The 19,534-nt window shown below is 71.5% G+C and carries 17 protein-coding genes; 13 read left to right on the top strand and 4 right to left on the bottom strand.

Going from position 1 to position 19,534, the window contains the following annotated elements; translation table 11 throughout:
• The 5 genes from sucB to LZ604_RS32750 form a co-directional block, all read left to right on the top strand.
• A partial coding sequence (gene sucB, locus LZ604_RS32770; protein WP_234519679.1) for a 2-oxoglutarate dehydrogenase, E2 component, dihydrolipoamide succinyltransferase occupies positions 1-1,098 on the top strand: 1,098 nt, incomplete at its 5' end.
• A 207-nt stretch (positions 1,099-1,305) separates the two neighbouring features.
• Complete coding sequence (locus LZ604_RS32765; RefSeq protein WP_234519677.1) at positions 1,306-1,929, top strand: GntR family transcriptional regulator; 624 nt, start codon at positions 1,306-1,308, stop codon at positions 1,927-1,929.
• Between the two features lie 309 nt (positions 1,930-2,238).
• Positions 2,239-4,980, top strand: a complete 2,742-nt coding sequence (gene aceE, locus LZ604_RS32760; RefSeq protein ID WP_234519675.1) for a pyruvate dehydrogenase (acetyl-transferring), homodimeric type — start codon at positions 2,239-2,241, stop codon at positions 4,978-4,980.
• An 82-nt stretch (positions 4,981-5,062) separates the two neighbouring features.
• Positions 5,063-6,037 (top strand): helix-turn-helix transcriptional regulator, encoded by a 975-nt coding sequence (locus tag LZ604_RS32755; RefSeq protein ID WP_234519672.1) that lies wholly within the window; start codon positions 5,063-5,065, stop codon positions 6,035-6,037.
• 56 nt (positions 6,038-6,093) lie between these two features.
• A complete protein-coding gene (locus tag LZ604_RS32750; RefSeq protein WP_234519680.1) occupies positions 6,094-6,612 on the top strand; it encodes a DUF4240 domain-containing protein in 519 nt (172 codons plus the stop codon).
• Positions 6,613-6,958: 346 nt separating this feature from the next.
• Here LZ604_RS32750 and LZ604_RS32745 read toward each other — a convergent pair whose 3' ends face one another.
• A complete protein-coding gene (locus LZ604_RS32745) occupies positions 6,959-7,762 on the bottom strand; it encodes a peptidoglycan recognition protein family protein (protein WP_234519671.1) in 804 nt (267 codons plus the stop codon).
• Positions 7,763-7,950: 188 nt separating this feature from the next.
• Between LZ604_RS32745 and LZ604_RS32740 the strand changes: the two genes are divergently transcribed.
• Positions 7,951-9,144 (top strand): MarP family serine protease, encoded by a 1,194-nt coding sequence (locus LZ604_RS32740; protein ID WP_234519670.1) that lies wholly within the window; start codon positions 7,951-7,953, stop codon positions 9,142-9,144.
• 12 nt (positions 9,145-9,156) lie between these two features.
• Here the strand turns inward: LZ604_RS32740 and LZ604_RS32735 are convergent, their stop codons facing one another.
• Complete coding sequence (locus LZ604_RS32735; RefSeq protein WP_234519669.1) at positions 9,157-9,645, bottom strand: GNAT family N-acetyltransferase; 489 nt, start codon at positions 9,643-9,645, stop codon at positions 9,157-9,159.
• A 95-nt stretch (positions 9,646-9,740) separates the two neighbouring features.
• Between LZ604_RS32735 and LZ604_RS32730 the strand changes: the two genes are divergently transcribed.
• A complete protein-coding gene (locus LZ604_RS32730; RefSeq protein ID WP_234519668.1) occupies positions 9,741-10,643 on the top strand; it encodes a TIGR01777 family oxidoreductase in 903 nt (300 codons plus the stop codon).
• 207 nt (positions 10,644-10,850) lie between these two features.
• The gene (locus LZ604_RS32725; protein WP_234519667.1) at positions 10,851-12,269 is read left to right on the top strand and encodes an NAD(P)/FAD-dependent oxidoreductase; all 1,419 of its coding nucleotides are present in this window, start codon (positions 10,851-10,853) and stop codon (positions 12,267-12,269) included.
• A gap of 3 nt (positions 12,270-12,272) precedes the next feature.
• Here LZ604_RS32725 and LZ604_RS32720 read toward each other — a convergent pair whose 3' ends face one another.
• The gene (locus LZ604_RS32720) at positions 12,273-13,748 is read right to left on the bottom strand and encodes an NsdA family TPR-like regulatory protein (RefSeq protein WP_234519666.1); all 1,476 of its coding nucleotides are present in this window, start codon (positions 13,746-13,748) and stop codon (positions 12,273-12,275) included.
• Positions 13,749-14,044: 296 nt separating this feature from the next.
• On the opposite strand from LZ604_RS32720, the gene lipB reads away from it, so the two are divergent.
• The 4 genes from lipB (at position 14,045) to LZ604_RS32700 (ending at position 17,228) form a co-directional block, all read left to right on the top strand.
• Entirely contained in the window at positions 14,045-14,842 is a 798-nt protein-coding gene (lipB, locus tag LZ604_RS32715; protein ID WP_234519665.1) for a lipoyl(octanoyl) transferase LipB, read from the top strand.
• A 126-nt stretch (positions 14,843-14,968) separates the two neighbouring features.
• Complete coding sequence (gene lipA / locus LZ604_RS32710; RefSeq protein ID WP_234519664.1) at positions 14,969-15,934, top strand: lipoyl synthase; 966 nt, start codon at positions 14,969-14,971, stop codon at positions 15,932-15,934.
• A gap of 276 nt (positions 15,935-16,210) precedes the next feature.
• On the top strand, positions 16,211-16,411 hold the full coding sequence (locus tag LZ604_RS32705) for an SCO2195 family GlnR-regulated protein (RefSeq protein WP_234519663.1): 201 nt from the start codon (positions 16,211-16,213) through the stop codon (positions 16,409-16,411).
• 118 nt (positions 16,412-16,529) lie between these two features.
• Positions 16,530-17,228 (top strand): DUF4191 domain-containing protein, encoded by a 699-nt coding sequence (locus LZ604_RS32700; protein WP_234519662.1) that lies wholly within the window; start codon positions 16,530-16,532, stop codon positions 17,226-17,228.
• Positions 17,229-17,319: 91 nt separating this feature from the next.
• Here LZ604_RS32700 and LZ604_RS32695 read toward each other — a convergent pair whose 3' ends face one another.
• Entirely contained in the window at positions 17,320-17,787 is a 468-nt protein-coding gene (locus LZ604_RS32695; RefSeq protein ID WP_234519660.1) for an RDD family protein, read from the bottom strand.
• A 197-nt stretch (positions 17,788-17,984) separates the two neighbouring features.
• Here LZ604_RS32695 and glnA point away from each other — a divergent pair, with 197 nt between their 5' ends.
• Positions 17,985-19,394 (top strand): type I glutamate--ammonia ligase, encoded by a 1,410-nt coding sequence (gene glnA, locus LZ604_RS32690; protein ID WP_234519658.1) that lies wholly within the window; start codon positions 17,985-17,987, stop codon positions 19,392-19,394.
• The last annotated feature ends 140 nt before the right edge of the window (positions 19,395-19,534 follow it).

Below are 19,534 nucleotides of genomic sequence, written 5' to 3'. Positions count from 1 at the left end.
CCGGCCGCTCCGGCCGCTCCGGCTGCCCCGGCTCCGGCTCCCGCCGCTCCGGCGGCCCCCGCCGCTGCCGCCCCGGCTCCGGCTCAGCCCGCCGCCCCGGCCCCGGCCCCGGCGCCCGCCCCGGTCACCCCGGCCCCGGCCGCTCCGGCTGCCGCCCAGCCGACCGACGAGGGCGCCTACGTGACCCCGCTGGTGCGCAAGCTCGCCGCCGAGAACGGCGTCGACCTGTCCGCCGTCAAGGGCACCGGCGTCGGCGGCCGCATCCGCAAGCAGGACGTCCTGGCCGCCGCCGAGGCCGCCAAGGCCGCCGCTGCCACCCCGGCTCCGGCCGCCGCGGCCCCGGCCGCCAGGAAGGCCCCGGCCCTGGAGGTCTCCCCGCTGCGCGGCCAGACCGTCAAGATGCCGCGGATCCGCAAGGTCATCGGCGACAACATGGTCAAGGCCCTGCACGAGCAGGCCCAGCTGTCCTCGGTGGTCGAGGTCGACGTGACCCGCCTGATGCGTCTGCGCGCCCAGGCCAAGGACTCCTTCGCCGCGCGCGAGGGCGTCAAGCTCTCCCCGATGCCGTTCTTCGTGAAGGCGGCGGCCCAGGCGCTGAAGGCCCACCCGGTCATCAACGCCAAGATCAACGAGGCCGAGGGCACCATCACCTACTTCGACACCGAGAACATCGGTATCGCGGTGGACTCCGAGAAGGGCCTGATGACCCCGGTCATCAAGCACGCCGGTGACCTCAACATCGCGGGCATCGCCAAGGCCACCGCCGAGCTGGCGGGCAAGGTCCGGGCCAACAAGATCACCCCGGACGAGCTCTCCGGCGCGACCTTCACGATCAGCAACACCGGTTCGCGCGGCGCCCTGTTCGACACGATCATCGTGCCGCCGGGCCAGGTCGCGATCCTCGGCATCGGCGCCACGGTCAAGCGCCCGGCCGTCATCGAGACGGAGGAGGGCACGGTCATCGGCGTCCGTGACATGACCTACCTGACCCTCTCCTACGACCACCGTCTGGTGGACGGCGCCGACGCGGCCCGTTACCTGACGGCGGTCAAGGCGATCCTGGAGGCGGGCGAGTTCGAGGTCGAGCTGGGCCTCTGAGCCACCGACAGGTGACCGAGCACTACGGCGCCCCCGTCCGGGACCTTCCGGGCGGGGGCGCCGCGTTTGTCGGTCCCGGCGGTGTGTAAGCCTCGTCTCACCTGCGAGAAAGCGCCCCCGTGCGCCCTTCCCGCACGGGCCTGCGGCCGTATTGTCTAAACGTCGAACGCCCCAGGGGCCGGTGGGCCCCCACTGAAGGAGCCCCTCATGACCGCGCCCGTCGTCCACTCGCTGCGCGAACAGATCCGCGAGCACATCGTGGAGGGGATCGTCAGCGGGCGCTGGAAGCCGGGCGAGCGGATCGTGGAGCGGCGGATCGCCACGGAGCTGGAGGTCAGTCAGACGCCGGTCCGTGAGGCGCTGCGCGAGCTGGAGTCGCTGCGGCTGATCGAGTCCGCGCCCAACAAGGGCGTGCGGGTGCGGAATCTCACGGCCGCCGATCTGGAGGAGAGCTACCCCGTCCGCGCCGGCCTGGAGGCCATAGCGGCGGAGCTGGCGGCGGAGCGGCTGGCGCAGGACTGCTCGGCCCTGGAGCCGCACGTCTCGGCGCTCTACGAGGCGGACCGCAGGTCGGACGGGACGGGCCAGGTGCGGCACACGGTGGCGTTCCACCGGGAGCTGGTGCGGGCGGCCGGGAACTCGGTGCTGCTGCACACCTGGGAGGGCCTGGGCATCGAGGTGTTCACGGCCCTGTCGATCCGCTGGCTGGGGACGGTGCAGCAGTCGTACGCGGAGGAGCACGAGGAGCTGGTGGCCGCGTTCCAGAGGCGCGACCCCCGGATCGCGGAGATCGTGAAGGCGCATGTCCTGGGGTGCGCCCCGCGGGCCTAGGGATCCGGCACGCGTTGCCGGACATCCCCAGGGCCCCCGAACACCGGAGCAGCCCCCCCGCTCAGACGCACGCTACCTGCGGAAACCCGCGAAAAGGGCGACACTCGGTGTCTCCGCAGGAGGCACCCCGTGCCGACTTTCTCGAAATCAAGAGGTTTTGGCCCTCGTCCCTTTGATCGATCATCGATCAGGGGGTTACAGTCGCCGACGGACTTCCACCGAAGTCCACTGCCCTGTCCTGCCAAAGACCAAGGGCAACCCCGACCCTTACCGATGAGGGAACCCCCTTCGACTGAGGAAGGCGGCGACATGACCGACCCCAACGCCATCCAGCCGAGCGCGCTCGACCAGCTCCCGGACCGCGACCCGGAGGAGACCGCCGAATGGCAGGCCTCCCTGGACGCCGTCGCCGAGGCGGCCGGGCCGCACCGTGCCGCGTACCTGATGCGCCGGACACTGGAGCGCGCCGAGGGCACCGGCATCGCGCTGCCGAAGCTTCTCGAGACCGACTACGTCAACACCATCCCGACCGCCGCCGAGCCGTCCGTGCCCGGTGACGAGGCGATGGAGACCCGGATCGCCGCCTGGAACCGCTGGAACGCGGCAGCGATGGTGACCCGCGGCAGCAAGTACGGCGTCGGCGGTCACATCGCCACCTTCGCCTCCGCCGCCTGGCTCTACGAGACCGGCTTCAACCACTTCTTCAAGGGCAAGGAGGGCGACGGTTCGGGCGACCAGCTGTACATCCAGGGCCACGCCTCCCCCGGCATCTACGCCCGTGCCTTCCTCGACGGCCGCCTGAACGAGCACCACCTCGACAACTTCCGCCAGGAGGCCGCCGGCGGCGGGCTGCCCTCCTACCCGCACCCGCGCCGTCTGCCCTGGCTGTGGGAGTTCCCCACCGTCTCCATGGGTCTCGGCCCCCTGTCGGCGATCTACCAGGCGCGCTTCAACCGCTATCTGACCAACCGCGGCATCAAGGACGTCTCGGCGTCCCACGTCTGGGCCTTCCTCGGCGACGGCGAGATGGACGAGCCGGAGTCGACGGCCGCACTCGCGCTCGCCGCCCGTGAGGAGCTGGACAACCTCACCTTCGTCATCAACTGCAACCTGCAGCGCCTCGACGGCCCGGTCCGCGCCAACTTCAAGATCGTGCAGGAGCTGGAGGCCCAGTTCCGCGGCGCCGGCTGGAACGTCGTCAAGACGCTCTGGGGCAGCGCCTGGGACGAGCTGTTCGCCCTCGACACCACGGGCGCGCTCGTCCGCCGGCTGCGTGAGGTACCGGACGCGCAGGTCCAGACGTACCAGACCCGCGACGCCGCCTACATCCGCGAGGACTTCTTCGGCAAAGACCCGGCGCTCGTCGAGATGGCGAGGCTGCTGACCGACGACAAGATCCTCGACTGCTTCCACTTCTCGCGCGGCGGTCACGAGCCGCGCAAGGTGTACGCCGCGTACAAGGCCGCCCTGGAGCACAAGGGCGCCCCCACGGTGATCCTGGCCCAGACCGTCAAGGGGCACACCCTCGGCACGGGCTTCGCGTCGAAGAACGCCAACCACCAGATGAAGAAGCTGACGGTGGACGAGTTCAAGGCGATGCGCGACCTGCTGGAGCTGCCGATCGCCGACACGCAGTTCGCCGACGGCGTGGTGCCCTACGGCCACCCGGGCGCCGACTCCCCCGAGGTCCGCTACCTCCAGGAGCGCCGCGCGGCCCTCGGCGGTCCGGCCCCGGCCCGCCGTGTCCACCCCCTCGCGCCGCTGCCCGCCCCGGCCGAGAAGGCGTTCACGTCCTTCGACAAGGGCTCCGGCTCCCAGAACGTGGCGACCACCATGGCGTTCGTCCGCCTGATCAAGGACCTGGTCCGCGACAAGGAGACGGGCCGGCGCTGGGTGCCCATCGTCCCGGACGAGGCGCGCACCTTCGGCATGGAGTCGCTCTTCCCGTCCCTCGGCATCTACTCGCCGAAGGGCCAGACGTACGAGCCGGTCGACCGTGACCAGCTGATGTACTACAAGGAGGCCAAGAACGGCCAGATCCTCAACGAGGGGATCACCGAGGCCGGTTCGATGGCCGACTTCATCGCCGCATCGACGTCGTACGCGACGCACGGCGAGGCGATGATCCCGTTCTACATCTTCTACTCGATGTTCGGCTGGCAGCGCACCGCCGACCAGATGTGGCAGCTCGCCGACCAGCTCGGCCGTGGCTTCCTGGTCGGCGCCACCGCGGGCCGTACGACGCTGACGGGCGAGGGCCTCCAGCACGCCGACGGCCACTCCCCGGTGATCGCGGCCACCAACCCGGCCGCGCTGACCTACGACCCGGCCTTCGCGTACGAGATCGCGGTGATCGTGAAGGACGGCCTGCGCCGTATGTACGGCGAGACGGCCCCGGGCGAGGACCCGAACGTCTTCTACTACCTCACCGTCTACAACGAGCCGCTGCCGCAGCCGGCGAAGCCGTCCGGCCTCGGTATCGACGAGGGCATCGTCAAGGGCCTGTACCGCTTCAACACCGCCGAGTCCGCGGGCCTGTCCCCCGTCTCCCCCGAGCTCTCGGCTTCGCCCGGGCAGGGCGGTACCCCCATCGCCCCGCGCATCCAGCTGCTGGGCTCCGGCACCGCGATCCACTGGGCCCTTCAGGCACAGAAGCTGCTCGCCGAGGAGTGGGGCGTCGCGGCGGACGTGTGGTCGGCGACGTCCTGGGGCGAGCTGCGCCGGGACGCCATGGAGGCGGACGCGGCACTGCTGCGGGGCGAGGAGCGGGTGCCGTACATCCGGCAGGCGCTCCAGGGCGCCGAGGGCCCGGTACTCGCGGTGTCCGACTACATGCGCCAGGTCCCGGACCAGATCGCGCAGTGGGTGGAGCAGGACTACTCCTCGCTGGGCGCCGACGGCTTCGGGCTCTCGGACACCCGTGAGGCCGCCCGCCGCCACTTCGGCGTCGACGCCCCGTCGATCGTGGTCGCGGCCCTCGCCCAGCTCGCCCGGCGCGGCGAGGTCAAGTCGACGGCCGTCAAGGAGGCCCGGGAGAAGTACGGTCTGTAAGGGCCCGTGACGCGGTGAAGGTGAAGGGGTACGGCGGCCGCCGTGCCCCTTCGCCGTCGGTTGCCGGGGGCATGATGGCCCCATGCGTGCCGCTCGCCTGATCAAGATGGTGCTGCTGTTGCAGTCCCGGACCTCGATGACCGCGGCCCAGCTGGCCCGTGAACTGGAGGTGTCCGAGCGGACCGTCACCCGGGACGCGCAGGCGCTGTCGGAGGCGGGCGTCCCGGTGTACGCGGACCGTGGGCGGGCGGGGGGCTACCGGCTCGTCGGCGGTTACCGCACCCGGCTGACCGGGCTCGCGCGCGGCGAGGCCGAGGCGCTGTTCCTCAGCGGGGTGCCGGGGGCGCTGCGTGAGATGGGCCTGGAGGACGCGGCCTCCGCGGCCCGGCTGAAGGTGTCCGCCGCTCTCCTGCCCTCGCTGCGCGACGCCTCCCGTGCGGCGGCGCAGCGCTTCCATCTGGACGCACCCGCCTGGTTCACGGAGCCGGAGACCCCGCCGCTGCTGCCCCGGGTCGCGGACGCGGTCTGGGACGACCGCCGGATCAGCGCGCGATACCGGCGCGGTGCCGACGAGGTGGAGCGGGAGCTGGAGCCGTACGGGCTCGTGCTCAAGGCGGGTGTGTGGTACGTGTGCGCGCGGGTGACGGGGGCCGGGACCTTCCGGGTGTACCGCATCGACCGGTTCACGGCCGTTGCGTCCGGCGGGGAGCTGTTCGCGCGGGACGGGGAGTTCGATCTGCCCGCCTTCTGGGCGGAGCGGGCCGGGCAGTTCGCGCGGTCGCTGCTGCGCGCCGAGGTCGTGGTGCGGCTGTCCGAGGAGGGCGTGCGCAGACTGCCCCACGCCGTGGATCCCGCGTCGGCCCGCGCGGCGCTGGCGGCCGTGGGCGCCCCGGACGGGCAGGGGTGGGTGACGGTGACGCTGCCGGTGGAGTCCGAGGAGGTCGCGCACGCGCAACTGACGGCGCTGGGGCCGGAGGTCGAGGTACTGGCGCCGCGGGAACTGCGCGCCCGTTTCGCGCGGGACGCGCTGCGGCTCGCCCGGCTCTACGGCCCGTGAGGTTCCGCCGCACTCCGCGTGCGTCCCACCCGCCGAGGGCCGATGCTGGTCCCGTGATGGACGAGACGGAGTTCTGGGAGCTGGTGGACGCGAGCCGCGAGGCCGCCGGGGGCGACTCCGAAGAACAGGCCGACCAGCTGGTCGAACGGCTGCTCCGGCTGGACCCGGACACCGTGCTGGACTTCGCCCGCCACTTCGAGTACCGCTACAACCGCTCCTACCGCTGGGACCTGTGGGGCGCCGCCTGGGTGCTGCTCGACGGGGCGAGCGACGACGCGTTCGACTTCTTCCGGTGCTGGCTGATCGGCCAGGGCCGGGAGGTCTACGAGGGAGCCCTGCACGACCCCGACTCGCTCGCCGGCCTCCTGGGCGACTTCGACGAGGAGGTCGACGGGGACGGCGAGGAGCTGGGCTACGCGGCGGACGAGGCGTACGAGCAGCTGACCGGGACCGTGGCGCCCGACCTGGGCATCCCGCCCATGGCCTCCGAGCCGGAGGGAACACCGTTCGACCTGGAGGACGAGTCCGTGCTCGCGGAGCGCTACCCCAGGCTGTGGGAGCGCTTCAAGGGCTGACGCGTGATCTCCGGGACGGTGGACGAGCCCCGCAGACCCGCGTGGCGGAACACACGGGTGCTGCGACCGCCGCCGGGTGCGACGGTGGAGGCGTTGTCGTCCACCTCACTGTGATCGAGCGTCACCGCGCCGCCGGTGCTGTCTTGATGAGCGTCAGCGGGGGGAATCGCCTCCCCGGATCGTGATGCCGTGGAGCCGGAGGTGCAGGAGCCGCCGGTGCTCGGCCGGCCCTCGTCCATGTCCCGGACACAGCAACAGATTCGGCCGAGCGGACGATCCCATGGTCCGGCCGGCCGAGTACGGCCCCTGCTCGGCTCGCAGCGCTACGGCAACAGGGCCGAGGCGGTCACCGCCTGCCCTGGAGATGCGCCGCCCGTTGCCTGATCGCCGGTAGCAGCGCGCTGAGGGCCGCCCCGGGGCAGGTGGTCGCGTAGCCGTCCCGGTGGCCCGCCAGGGCGGGCAGCAGGACGGTGGCGCCCTGCTCGTACCGGCTCCTGCCGTTGCTGGAGATGAGCCGCACCTTGGTGCGCGGGTCGATGTCCGCGAGGCCCAGCTTCCACGCGGCCACGGCCGCGATCGCGGCGGTCATGGCCCGGGGCACGGGCACGCCCGCGGTGAAGGTGCCGATGGCGGCGATGCCCGCGGTGCGGTGGTTGAAGCCCTGGGTGTGGGCACCGGTGACGGGACGTTCGACGCCGCCCGCCCGGCCCTCGTAGATCCTGCCGCAGCGGTCGACGAGGAAGTTGTAGCCGATGTCGTCCCAGCGGCGGTAGCCGATCTGGCCCGCGTACAGCGCCCTGATGATGCGTGGCACATCGGCGCAGGCGTAGCGGTTGGGCGAGTCGGTGTGGTGCACGAAGACCGCGATGACCTTGTCGTCGTAGCGCGGCGGCGGCTGCTTCGGCATGCCCCCGCGCGCCCAGGCCGACCGCGGCACGATGCGCGGCATGGGCGCCGCATGCAGTACGGCCGAGCGGGCCCCCACCAGGTGCGCGGGCCGGACCTCCACCGTCCGTTCGACGCGGGATGCGCAGGTCATCAGCGAGAAGGAGGAGGCGAACCCGGGCAGACAGCCGAGCAGCAGCAGGGCGGCCCCCGGGAGCCGTACACACCGTGGCCGGATCGGCCTGGCTCTTGGCAAGACACGCATGGACCCACTGTCGGCCGGTCCTCGCGCATCCGCGATGTGCGCTGTGCCACCTGGCGGAACCATTGTCCCTGTCCGGGACGTTTCTACTGGTCGACGCGCGCGGCCGTCTTTCCCCGCGCCCCCGCGCGCGTGGCTGATCACTGGGCCCGTGCGGCGCGTACTAAGGGGTCCTAGAGAAAGGCGGCTTCGTGGACCTGCTCGACATCCTGCTGATGCTGGTCATCCTGGCCTACGCGGCGTCCGGCTACCGGCGCGGGCTGGTGGCCGGCTGTGTCTCCCTGGCCGGTTTCGTCGGCGGGGCCGTCGTCGGTGTGTGGATCCTGCCGTGGGTGATGAACCTGGTGACGCGTGGGACGACGGCGGCGACGGTGACCGCGGTGTTCACCGTGCTGGTCCCGGCGGTGGTGGGCCACGAGCTGGCGGGACGCCTGGCGCTGAAGCTGCGGCGCGAGCTGGACCGGGCCGGCCGCAGTCCGCTGCGGGTGGCCGACGGGATCGGCGGCGCGGCGGCCAACACGCTGGCCGTGCTGATCGTGGCGTGGGTGGCCGCGAGCGTGCTGGGGGCCTCCTCCTCCCCGCTGGTCACGGAGGCGATCCGGGAGTCGCGGCTGCTGGGGACCGTGCAGAACGCGATGCCGGACACCACCCCGGCCTGGTTCTCGCGCGCCACGACAGCACTCGCCCAGGCCGGCTTCCCGCAGGTCTTCAACCCGTTCGAGAACGAACCGACGGCCGGGGTGGCCAAACCCTCGGGGGACAACGTCACGGCGAGCGCGACGAACGCCGCCAAGCTGAGCACGGTGAAGATCGAGGGCGCCTCGGGCACCCAGGGCCGCGAGGGCAGCGGCTTCGTGTACGCGACCCGGCATGTCATGACCAACGCCCACGTGGTGGCGGGTATCGATCACCCAACGGTACGCGTCGGCGGCGTCGGCCCGTCGTACGCGGCCCGGGTGGTGCTCTTCGATCCGGACCGGGACGTGGCCGTGCTGTACGTGCCGGATCTGCGCGCGCCCGTGCTGCGCTTCGACGGCGAGGCCAAGCGCGGCGACGCGGCCGTGGTCGCGGGCTATCCCGAGGACGGCGATCTGACGCTGCGGGCCGCCACGGTCGCGAGCCGGATCCACGCCACGGGCCAGAACATCTACAGTACGGACACCGTCACCCGGGAGATCTACTCGATCCGCTCCACCGTGCTGCCCGGCAACTCCGGTGGCCCGCTGCTCACCACGGACGGCCAGGTCTACGGCGTCGTCTTCGCCCGGTCCACCTCGGACCCGGAGACGGGGTACGTGCTGACGGCGGACGAGGTCGCGGGCGACGCCGGACGCGCGGCGCACGCCACGGCGCCGGTGGACACGGGCGACCTCGTCACCTCGTGAGCCTCACCGGGCTCACAGGAACCGGCCCATGAGCACGTCGTCGACGTACGTCCCCTCCAGCAGGAACTCCTCGGGCAGGATGCCCTCCACCACGAACCCCTCGGACTCGTAGAGCGTGCGGGCCGGGGTGTTGTGTCCGAGGACGCGCAGGGTGAGGCGCCGCGCTCCCCGCCGCTTCGCCTCCTCCTGAGCGGCCCGCAGCAAGGCCCGGCCGACCCCCGCGCCGCGGACCTCGTCGGCGACGGCGAGCCCCTGGATCTGCCGGACGTGCGCGTTGCACTCCAGCGGCGTCGGGAAACCGAGACGGAGGAAGCCGACGACGGCGCCGGCGAGCTCGGCGACGAGGTGGTCCCGCGGCCCGAACCGCTCGGTGAAGAACGGCTCGTACGGCCGCTCGGGACGCGGCTGTACGGAGTGCAGCGGAGACCAGGTGGCGCGGTCGAGGCGGCCGAGCGCGTCCTCGTCGCCGGATGTGGCGAGGCGTATGTACGGAACGGGCATGGTGGTCACTGTACGGCTGAGGCACGAGGACCCGTCCGGGGACTTTCCGGGGCCGGCGGGCGGGTCGGATGGGGCGTACGGGGCAGGATGGGCGCATGGAACGATCCCGAATCGCCGTGGCCGGTGCCTCCGGTCTGATCGGCAGCGCCCTGGTGCGATCGCTGACCGCGGACGGCCACGAGGTGGTGCGTCTGGTGCGGCGCGCGGCCCGGGGCGAGGAGGAGGTCTGCTGGGACCCCGAGGGGCAGTACATCGACGCGGCGGGCCTCGTGGGGTGCGACGCCGTGGTGAACCTCGCCGGGGCCGGTATCGGTGACCACCGGTGGACCGACGCCTACAAGAGGACGCTCCGTGACAGCCGGGTGCTGGGCACGGCGGCGCTCGCGGAGGCGGTCGCCTCCCTGCCCGACCCGCCGCGTGTGTTCGTGAGCGGCAGCGCGATCGGCTTCTACGGCGACACGGGAGACCGGGTGGTCGACGAGCAGGCACCGCCCGGCGACGGCTTCCTGCCCTCGCTGTGCGTGGAGTGGGAGGATGCCGCGGCCCCGGCTCAGGAGGCGGGCGTACGGACGGTGTTCGCGCGGACCGGTCTGGTGGTGGCCCGTGGGGGCGGGGCCTGGGGGCGGCTGTTCCCGCTCTTCCGGGCGGGGCTCGGCGGGCGCATGGGGAACGGGAGCCAGTACTGGTCGTACATCTCGCTGCACGACGAGGTGGCGGCGCTGCGCCATCTGATCGACCGTGAGGATCTGTCCGGCCCGTTCAATCTGACGGCTCCGCAACCGCTGACGAACCGTGAGATCACGGAGGCGATGGGGCGCGTGCTGCGCCGTCCGACGCTGTTCCCGGTGCCCGCGCCGGCCCTGCGGCTGGCACTCGGCGGGATGTCCGGGGACGTGCTCGGCAGTGCGCGGGTGGTGCCGAAGCGGCTGCTGGAGTCCGGGTTCTCCTTCGCGTTCCCGAGGATCGAGGAGGCGCTGCGGGCCGCTCTGGAGGGGTAGGGACGGTGCGGCCGAGGTGGCCGGCGAGGAGCGGGAGGCGCGGGAAGACCGCTTCCGCCCGTATGCGACCGCCGTGCGACCGTGCTCTGTTGATGCGCGACTTCTTCTGACCGTTCACAGACCTACGCTCGATCCGAACTCGGGTATTTCTCCAGCCTGTTGGGGGCATCACGTCTCCACCGGCCGCACAACCTCGAGGAGGGGCACGTGCTACAGCCCGTGTATCAGGCGGATGTCGTCATCGTGGGGGCCGGGCTCGCCGGCCTCGCGGCGGCCCACCGGCTGACCAGCGCAGGAATCACGACCGCGGTCCTGGAGGCCGCCCCTTACGTCGGCGGGCGCATGTCGACCGAGAAGGTCGACGGCTTCCGGCTCGACCGGATCGGACAGCTCCTGTCCACCGCGTACCCCGAACTGCGCCTGACACCGGGGCTCGAACCCCTCGTCCTGCGCCCCTTCGCGCCGGGCGTTCTGGTGCACAGCGAGGGGCGCCACCACCGCGCGGGTGCCGCACCGGCGGGCGGGGGCGCAGGGGGCGCACGGACGGCGCTGAGCGCCGTACGCGCCCTCGCAACCGCTCCCCGCACGGCGTCCGCGCCCTGGCCGGTGAGCCGTTCGGGTCTGGCGCGCACCGCCCGGTCGCTGGCGACGGGATCGCGCGGGACCGGGTCGCGGCCCGCCACCCCGCTGGGCGGTGCCATGGACCAGGCCCGGCTGGGTGCGGCGCTGGCGCGGATCGCCGCGACCCCGATGGAACGCCTGCTGGCCCGGCCCGAGTCGGCCACCGGGCACGCGCTCGCGGCGCGCGGGATCCCCGCCCGGACCGTCGACGGCTTTCTCCGGCCCCTGCTGGCCGCCCTGTTGTGCGACCCGGAGCTGACCACGTCGAGCCGCTGTGCCGATCTCGCGCTGCGTGCCTTCGCGAGCGGCCGGCTGTGCATGCCGGAGGGCGGCGCGGACGTCCTGCCCGAACTGCTGGCCCGGGCGCTGCCGCCGGGCACCGTGCACACGGGGGTGCGTGCCACCTCCATCTCCACGACGTCGGTGACCACCGCGGAACACGGTGAACTGCGGTGTCAGGCCGTTCTGCTGGCCACCGACGCGTCCGCCGCCGCCGAGCTGCTGCCGGGACTGCGCGTGCCCGACTTCCACCCCGTCACGGTCGTCCACCACACCATGGAGGAGCCGCCGGGGACGGGCGACTCGCTGCTGCTCGACGCGGACCGCGACGGCCCGGTGGCGCACACGGCGGTCGTGAGCCTGGTGGACCCGTCCCGGGCACCCGCGGGCCGCGCCCTGGTCTCCTCCACGGTCCTCGGCACACCCCCCGACGATGTCGACGGTGCCGTACGGGCCCATCTGGCACGGCTGTACGGCACCTCGACCATGCGCTGGGAGACGCTCGCCGTGTACCACACCGCGCGGGCCGTGCCGGCGATGCGGCCGCCGCACGATCTGCGCCGGCCGGTGCGGCTGCTGGCCGGGCTGTATGTGTGCGGCGACCACCGGGACACGAGTACGGTCCAGGGCGCGCTGCACTCGGGCCGCCGGGCCGCGTCCGCCGTCCTGGCCGACCTGGGCGCGGGCCCGACCCGCCTCGCGGACCCGCTGCCCACGGCGGCCTGAGGCTCAGCCCAGCGCTGCCACCTTGTCGCGGTAGCCGCGCACGGGTGCCGCGTCCCGGTACGGCTCCAGGCGGCGCTCGAAGTCCCGTACGTACTCCACCGCCCGCACCGACCGCATCTCCGACGCCTGCCCGGCTGCCTCGGCCGCGAGCTGGCAGGCCAGGTCCAGCTCGCCGAGGCCGAGCCGTGCCGAGGCGAGCACGACCCGGCAGAACAGCCGGCTGCGGGCGTAGCCGGGCGCCCGCAGCTGGAGCGAGCGTTCGGCGTGCTGGACCGCGGCCCGGTACTGCTGGAGGTCCCGGTGGCAGTGCCCGAACTCGTCGGCGAGCTGCGCCTCGTCGAAGAACCTCGCCCAGTGGGGGACGTCGTCGCCCGGCCGGGCGGACTCCAGTGCGCGCTCGGCCCGCACCAGCGAGGCCGTGCACGCACGCACCTCCCCGAGCACACCGTGGCCGCGCGCCTCCACGGCGTGCAGCAGCGCCTGGACGACGGGTGGCGGCGAGGTGCCCACGCCCTGCTGGGCCACGCGCGCGAGCTGCACGGCCTCGCGCCCATGGCCGAGATAGACGGCCTGTCGGCTCATGGTGATCAGGACGTAGGCCCCGTAGAGGCGGTCCCCGGCCGCCTGGGCGAGCCGCAGCGCCTGGACGAAGTAACGCTGGGCGAGACCGTGTGCGCCGATGTCGTACGACGTCCAGCCGGCGAGCCGGGTGAGGTCGGCCGCCGCGGCGAACAGCCGGCGGCCGGTCTGCTCGCCGTAGGTGCCGCGGAGCATCGGCTCGGCCTCGTGCTCCAGGTAGCGCACGAGTGCCTGGCGGGCGTGGCCCCCGCCGTACGCGTGGTCCAGGGCCCGGAACAGCTCGCCCACCGAGCGGAGCGCGGCGATGTCCCCGCCGGTGACCTTCTGGCCGGGTCCGCGCTCGGACTGGCTGCGCTGCCGGGACGAGGCGCCGCCCGGTTCGGGCACGGTGGAGAACTTGGGGGAGGCGGGGCGGCCCTGGGCGGGGACGCGGGCGAGCGTCTCGCCGCGGCTCACCTTGTCGTCGGCCCGGCCGATCAGCCAGTCCCGGCTGGGCACCACCAGACCGGCCGGGGTGAATGCGATCTTGCGCAGCTCGGCATGGCTGCCGGAGTCCTTGCGCCACAGACCGCTGACGATGTCCACGGCCTCCTCCGGGGTGGCGGCGAACTCCAGGCCCGCGTACACCGGGGCGCAGGCGTCCAGTCCGAGGTCCTGCGCGGTGAGCCGGCGTCCGAGCCGCCGGGTGAACACCTCGGCGATGAGCGCGGGCGTGGTGCCGCGCGGCTGCTGCCCGCGCAGCCATCGGGTCACGGATGTCTTGTCGTATCTGAGATCGAGCCCGTGTTCGAGACCCAGCTGGTCGACCCGACGGGCGAGACCGGCGTTGGAGAACCCCGCTTCTGCGATGAGCGCGGCGAGCTGTCGGTTGGGGGTGCGCTGCGCGGGTCGTTCCGTCATCTGCGGTGCGGTCTCCTGCCTTCCGGGCACCGCCACCGGCCCGGGAAGGCATGCGTGCCTCCCGGGTCGCCGCGGTAACCCGTATCGCCTTGGTGAGCAGCCCTCATGGCCATATGGACGGCGCGAATGTAGCGGAGAGTGAGCGGGTGATCGCGGCCTTCGATATGCATTCATCCGATCGTGTGAGGATTGCCCGGTCTGGCTGACGGGCCACCCGGCACCACCGTCACCCGGTCGGACGTACAGTGGCGTGGGCGTCTTTCACGCCTTACGAAGCTTCTAGGGAGGCGCTTGCCGTGAGTGAGTTGCGGTTCGTCCGTATGGGGTTCGGGGCCGATGCCGTCGAGTACCAGGAGGCGTGGGACGAACAGCGCCGGGTGCATGCCGCCCGCTTCGCCGACGAGATCCCCGACACCTGCCTGCTTCTCGAGCATCCGCCGGTCTACACCGCGGGCCGGCGCACGGCGCCCGAGGAACGCCCCCTGGACGGCACGCCGGTCGTCGACGTGGACCGCGGCGGCAAGATCACCTGGCATGGCCCCGGCCAGCTGGTGGGCTACCCGATCCAGAAGCTCCCGCGCCCGGTCGACGTCGTGGCCCATGTACGCCGTCTCGAGGAGGCCCTCATCCGCTCCTGCGCCGAGTTCGGCCTGGAGACGACCCGGGTCGAGGGCCGCAGCGGCGTCTGGGTGCTCGGCGACCCGGTGGAGCAGCGCCCGTCCGTCGGCGGCCTCTCCCTGGACTTCGACCCCCGCCTGGCCGACGAGGAGTTCGACCCGCGGCTCAACGGTCCGGAGTACGCACCCTCCAACGCCGGCCAGCGACGGGAGGACCGCAAGATCGCGGCGATCGGCATCCGGGTGGCCAAGGGCGTCACGATGCACGGCTTCGCGCTCAACGTGAACCCCGACAACGTCTGGTTCGACCGGATCATCCCGTGCGGGATCCGGGACGCGGGCGTCACCTCCCTGGCGAACGAGCTGGGGCGGGACGTGACCGTCGGCGAGGTGCTGCCGGTGGTGGAACGGCACCTGAAGGACGTTCTGGAGAACGCCGACCTGAAGCCGCGGGAGATCGAGCGGACGCCGGCGTAGCGGCCCATCCGGGGGAATGCACCCCCGCTGCCCGAGGTTGGCCCACACACGGGGGCCCACACATCACGGGCGTACGCTGTGTACGCCGAAGAATCGAAAGTCTACGCAGACAGGCAGGGAGCCGACGTGTCCGCAGTCGCACCCGACGGACGCAAGATGCTGCGCCTGGAGGTCCGCAACAGCCAGACCCCCATCGAGCGCAAGCCCGAGTGGATCAAGACCCGGGCGAAAATGGGTCCCGAGTACACGAAGATGCAGAACCTCGTGAAGAGCGAGGGACTGCACACGGTCTGCCAGGAAGCGGGCTGCCCCAACATCTACGAATGCTGGGAGGACCGCGAGGCCACGTTCCTCATCGGCGGCGACCAGTGCACCCGGCGCTGTGACTTCTGCCAGATCGACACCGGCAAGCCCGAGGCGCTCGACCGCGACGAGCCCCGCCGCGTGGGCGAGTCCGTGGTCACCATGGATCTGAACTACGCCACCATCACCGGTGTCGCCCGCGACGACCTCGAGGACGGCGGCGCCTGGCTGTACGCCGAGACGGTCCGGCAGATCCACCGGCAGACGGCGGGCCGCGAGGGCGGCCACACCAAGGTCGAGCTCCTCGCCCCCGACTTCAACGCGGTGCCCGAGCAGCTGGAAGAGGTCTTCTCCTCCCGTCCGGAGGTCTTCGCGCACAACGTCGAGACGGTCCCGCGGATCTTCAAGCGCATCCGTCCCGGTTTCCGCTACGAGCGCTCCCTGAAGGTGATCACCCAGGCCCGCGACTACGGCCTGGTGACCAAGTCGAACCTGATCCTCGGCATGGGCGAGACCCGGGAGGAGATCAGCGAGGCGCTGCGCCAGCTGCATGACGCCGGCTGCGAGCTGGTCACCATCACGCAGTATCTGCGCCCGAGCGTCCGCCACCACCCGGTGGAGCGGTGGGTCAAGCCGCAGGAGTTCGTGGAGCTGAAGGAGGAGGCCGAGCAGATCGGCTTCTCCGGTGTCATGTCCGGCCCGCTGGTCCGCTCCTCCTACCGAGCCGGGCGGCTCTACCGGATGGCGATCGAGAAGCGCGGCACCTACATCGCCTCGCAGGCGGTCTGACACCGGTCCGCATATGCTGCCGGCACCCCGTGCCAGTTCCCGCGTGTGAATCCGCACACAAGCGACTACTCACAGGCAACGGCCGATTGACGCGGTCCCGATGGTCCCCGCAGATGGGGGCGCCGTCAGGACCGCGTCAGGCTTTTGGGTCTCCGTATCAAGGCTTCATTGGCGTTTGACCGGCCAGTCACGCCCTGGTAACACCAAACAGTGACGCTGGACTCACGCCACGTACAGATCCTGCCCAAGCCGCCGACCCTAGGGGGGACTTCCGCCATGCAGGCCGCGCCCGTACGCGCCACCGCCATCCCGTCGTTCACCGATGCACTCCGTGCCATCGAGTCGCTTCTCATGAGCGGCGGGCAGCGCACCGCCCGCCAGAACGCCTGGACCTCGGTCCTCGAGGACCGCCGCCGCGCCAAGGCCCGCGTCGAGGCGCAGCGCGTGTTCGAATCCGCGGCATCGTCCCGCTCGTAGGACGACCGCCCTTCCCCTCCCCTCTTCGCTATCCCCTCCCCGCCCGGAGCGTCCCCACCGCTCCCCCCACACGGCACTGCCGTCGTCGCCGCTTCCCGGGCCACGTAGACTTCGTGGCATGGCGAGGAAGGAACCTGCAGCGGACGCTGCGAACGCCGGGCGACTGAAGCAGATCGCCCTTACCTACAAGATGACCAGCAAGGCCGACCCCAAGATCGGTCTTGTACTCGCGGCTGTCGGAATCATCACTTTCGGTGTCTTCCTCGCGATCGGTTTCTTGATCGGTTACCCCACGTATCTCGGCATCCTCGGCTTCCTGCTCGCCTTCCTCGCGACGGCGATCGTCTTCGGACGCCGGGCCGAGCGCGCCGCTTTCGGCCAGATGGAAGGCCAGCCGGGCGCCGCCGCGGCGGTTCTGGACAACATCGGCCGTGGCTGGACCACCACCCCGGCGGTCGCGATGAACCGCAGCCAGGACGTGGTGCACCGGGCGGTCGGCAAGGCTGGCATCGTGCTGGTCGCCGAGGGCAACCCGAACCGGGTCAAGAGCCTGCTGGCCGCCGAGAAGAAGAAGATGGCCCGGATCGTGGCGGACGTGCCGGTGCACGATCTGGTCGTCGGCACGGGCGAGGGCCAGGTGGAGCTGAAGAAGCTCCGCACGACGATGCTGAAGTTCCCGCGGGTGCTGACCGGTGCGCAGGTGACCGCGACCAATGACCGGCTGCGGGCGCTGGGCGATCTGATGAGCAACATGCCGCTGCCGAAGGGGCCGCTGCCGAAGGGGATGCGGATGCCGCGGGGTGGTCGCCAGCGGTGACGCTGCCCCTGGGCTCGACCGGTTTCGGGGCCCTTGGAGAACCTGTGCGGTTCTTCGAGGGCCCCGCTTATTTCGGGGCGTGGGGAGGGTTCTAGATCCTGATCTCCACCGTCTTGGCCAGGCGGTCGTGAAGGCCACGGCTGTCGCGGTCCCAGATCAGCGGCGGGATCGCCAGGCACAGCAGGAGCGTGCGGGCGAGGGCGCGCAGGGGGGCCACCCGGCCGGTGTCCACGGCGACCACCCGGATGCCGAAGAGCCGCTTGCCGGGGGTGACGCCGACCGTACCGACCGTCAGAACGCTCAGCACGAAGAAGACGAGCAGCGCCCAGTTCGGCGTGGCCCGGGTGTACCCATCGGTGATCAGACCGTATGCGATCAGCACGCACACACCCCAGTCGACGGCCAGCGCGCCGAGGCGCCGACCCGGACGGGCGATGGAACCCGGTCCCTCCTTCGGCAGACCGAGCTGCTCTCCCCGGTGCCCGAAGTCCGCCCCGGCTTCTTCCATGGCCGCGCGGGGACCGGAGAGCCACGAGCCGATTGCTTGCCTGTTGTCCACCCGTCCACGGTACTGCGCCGTATTTCGCACGCGGTGAGGTGGGGTCGCTCGGCCTCAGGCTGGTTAACCTGGGAGAAACAAATGGGTCACGCCCGAGAAATGCCGCATCCCTATGGTCGGCTGCAGCGTGTGCCACCGCACTGGCCGCACGAGGAACTACCACCCCGGCACGGACGGTCGGGAGTAGGAGGAGCTGGATGTTCCAGAACGCCGACGAGGCCAAGAAGTTCATCGCGGACGAGGACGTCAAGTTCATCGACGTCCGCTTCTGCGACCTGCCGGGCGTCATGCAGCACTTCACGGTGCCCGTTGAGGCGTTCGACCCGGACGAGGAGCTGGCCTTCGACGGATCGTCGATCCGTGGTTTCCAGGCCATTCACGAGTCCGACATGGCGCTGCGCGCGGACCTGTCGACCGCTCGGGTCGACCCCTTCCGCCGTGACAAGACGCTCAACATCAACTTCTTCATCCACGACCCGATCACGGGCGAGCAGTACTCCCGCGACCCGCGCAACGTGGCGAAGAAGGCCGAGGCCTACCTGGCCTCCACCGGGATCGCCGACACGGCGTACTTCGGTCCCGAGGCCGAGTTCTACGTCTTCGACAGTGTCCGCTTCGCGACCAGCGCGAACGAGTCCTTCTACCACATCGACTCCGAGGCCGGTGCCTGGAACACGGGCGCCCTCGAGGACAACCGTGGCTACAAGGTCCGCTACAAGGGCGGCTACTTCCCGGTCCCGCCGGTCGACCACTTCGCCGACCTGCGCGCCGAGATCTCGCTGGAGCTGGAGAAGGCCGGCCTGAAGGTCGAGCGTCAGCACCACGAGGTGGGCACCGCCGGCCAGGCCGAGATCAACTACAAGTTCAACACGCTGCTCGCCGCCGCCGACGACCTCCAGCTCTTCAAGTACATCGTGAAGAACGTGGCCTGGCGCAACGGCAAGACCGCGACCTTCATGCCGAAGCCGATCTTCGGCGACAACGGCTCGGGCATGCACGTCCACCAGTCGCTGTGGAGCAACGGCGACCCGCTGTTCTACGACGAGCAGGGCTACGCCGGTCTGTCGGACACCGCCCGCTACTACATCGGCGGCATCCTCAAGCACGCCCCGTCGCTGCTGGCCTTCACCAACCCGACGGTGAACTCGTACCACCGCCTGGTGCCGGGCTTCGAGGCGCCGGTCAACCTGGTGTACTCGCAGCGCAACCGCTCCGCGGCCATGCGTATCCCGATCACCGGCTCGAACCCGAAGGCCAAGCGCGTCGAGTTCCGCGCCCCGGACTCCTCCGGCAACCCGTACCTGGCCTTCTCGGCCCTGCTTCTCGCGGGCCTGGACGGTATCAAGAACAAGATCGAGCCGGCCGAGCCGATCGACAAGGACCTGTACGAGCTCGCTCCCGAGGAGCACGCGGGTGTCCCGCAGGTCCCGACCTCGCTCCCGGCCGTTCTCGACTCCCTCGAGGCCGACCACGAGTTCCTCCTCCAGGGTGACGTCTTCACGGCCGACCTGATCGAGACGTGGATCGACTTCAAGCGCACCAACGAGATCGCTCCGCTCCAGCTGCGTCCGCACCCGCACGAGTTCGAGCTGTACTTCGACGTGTAAAAAGCCCCCTCAGGGCACGCCCGGGCCCCGTTCCTCCCGCACGGAGGAGCGGGGCCCGGTTCGTTCAACGGGCCGCTCCCGCCGCGCGGGCACGAGCACCCGCCGGTTCGGCCGCGTCCCGTTGGTGGCGCCCTGCGCGA

The sequence above is a fragment of the Streptomyces glomeratus genome (assembly GCF_021462825.1).
GTDB lineage: Bacteria > Actinomycetota > Actinomycetes > Streptomycetales > Streptomycetaceae > Streptomyces > Streptomyces glomeratus.
The sequence above is the reverse complement of the archived record's forward strand: the minus strand, read 5'-3'. Positions and strand labels throughout refer to the sequence as shown.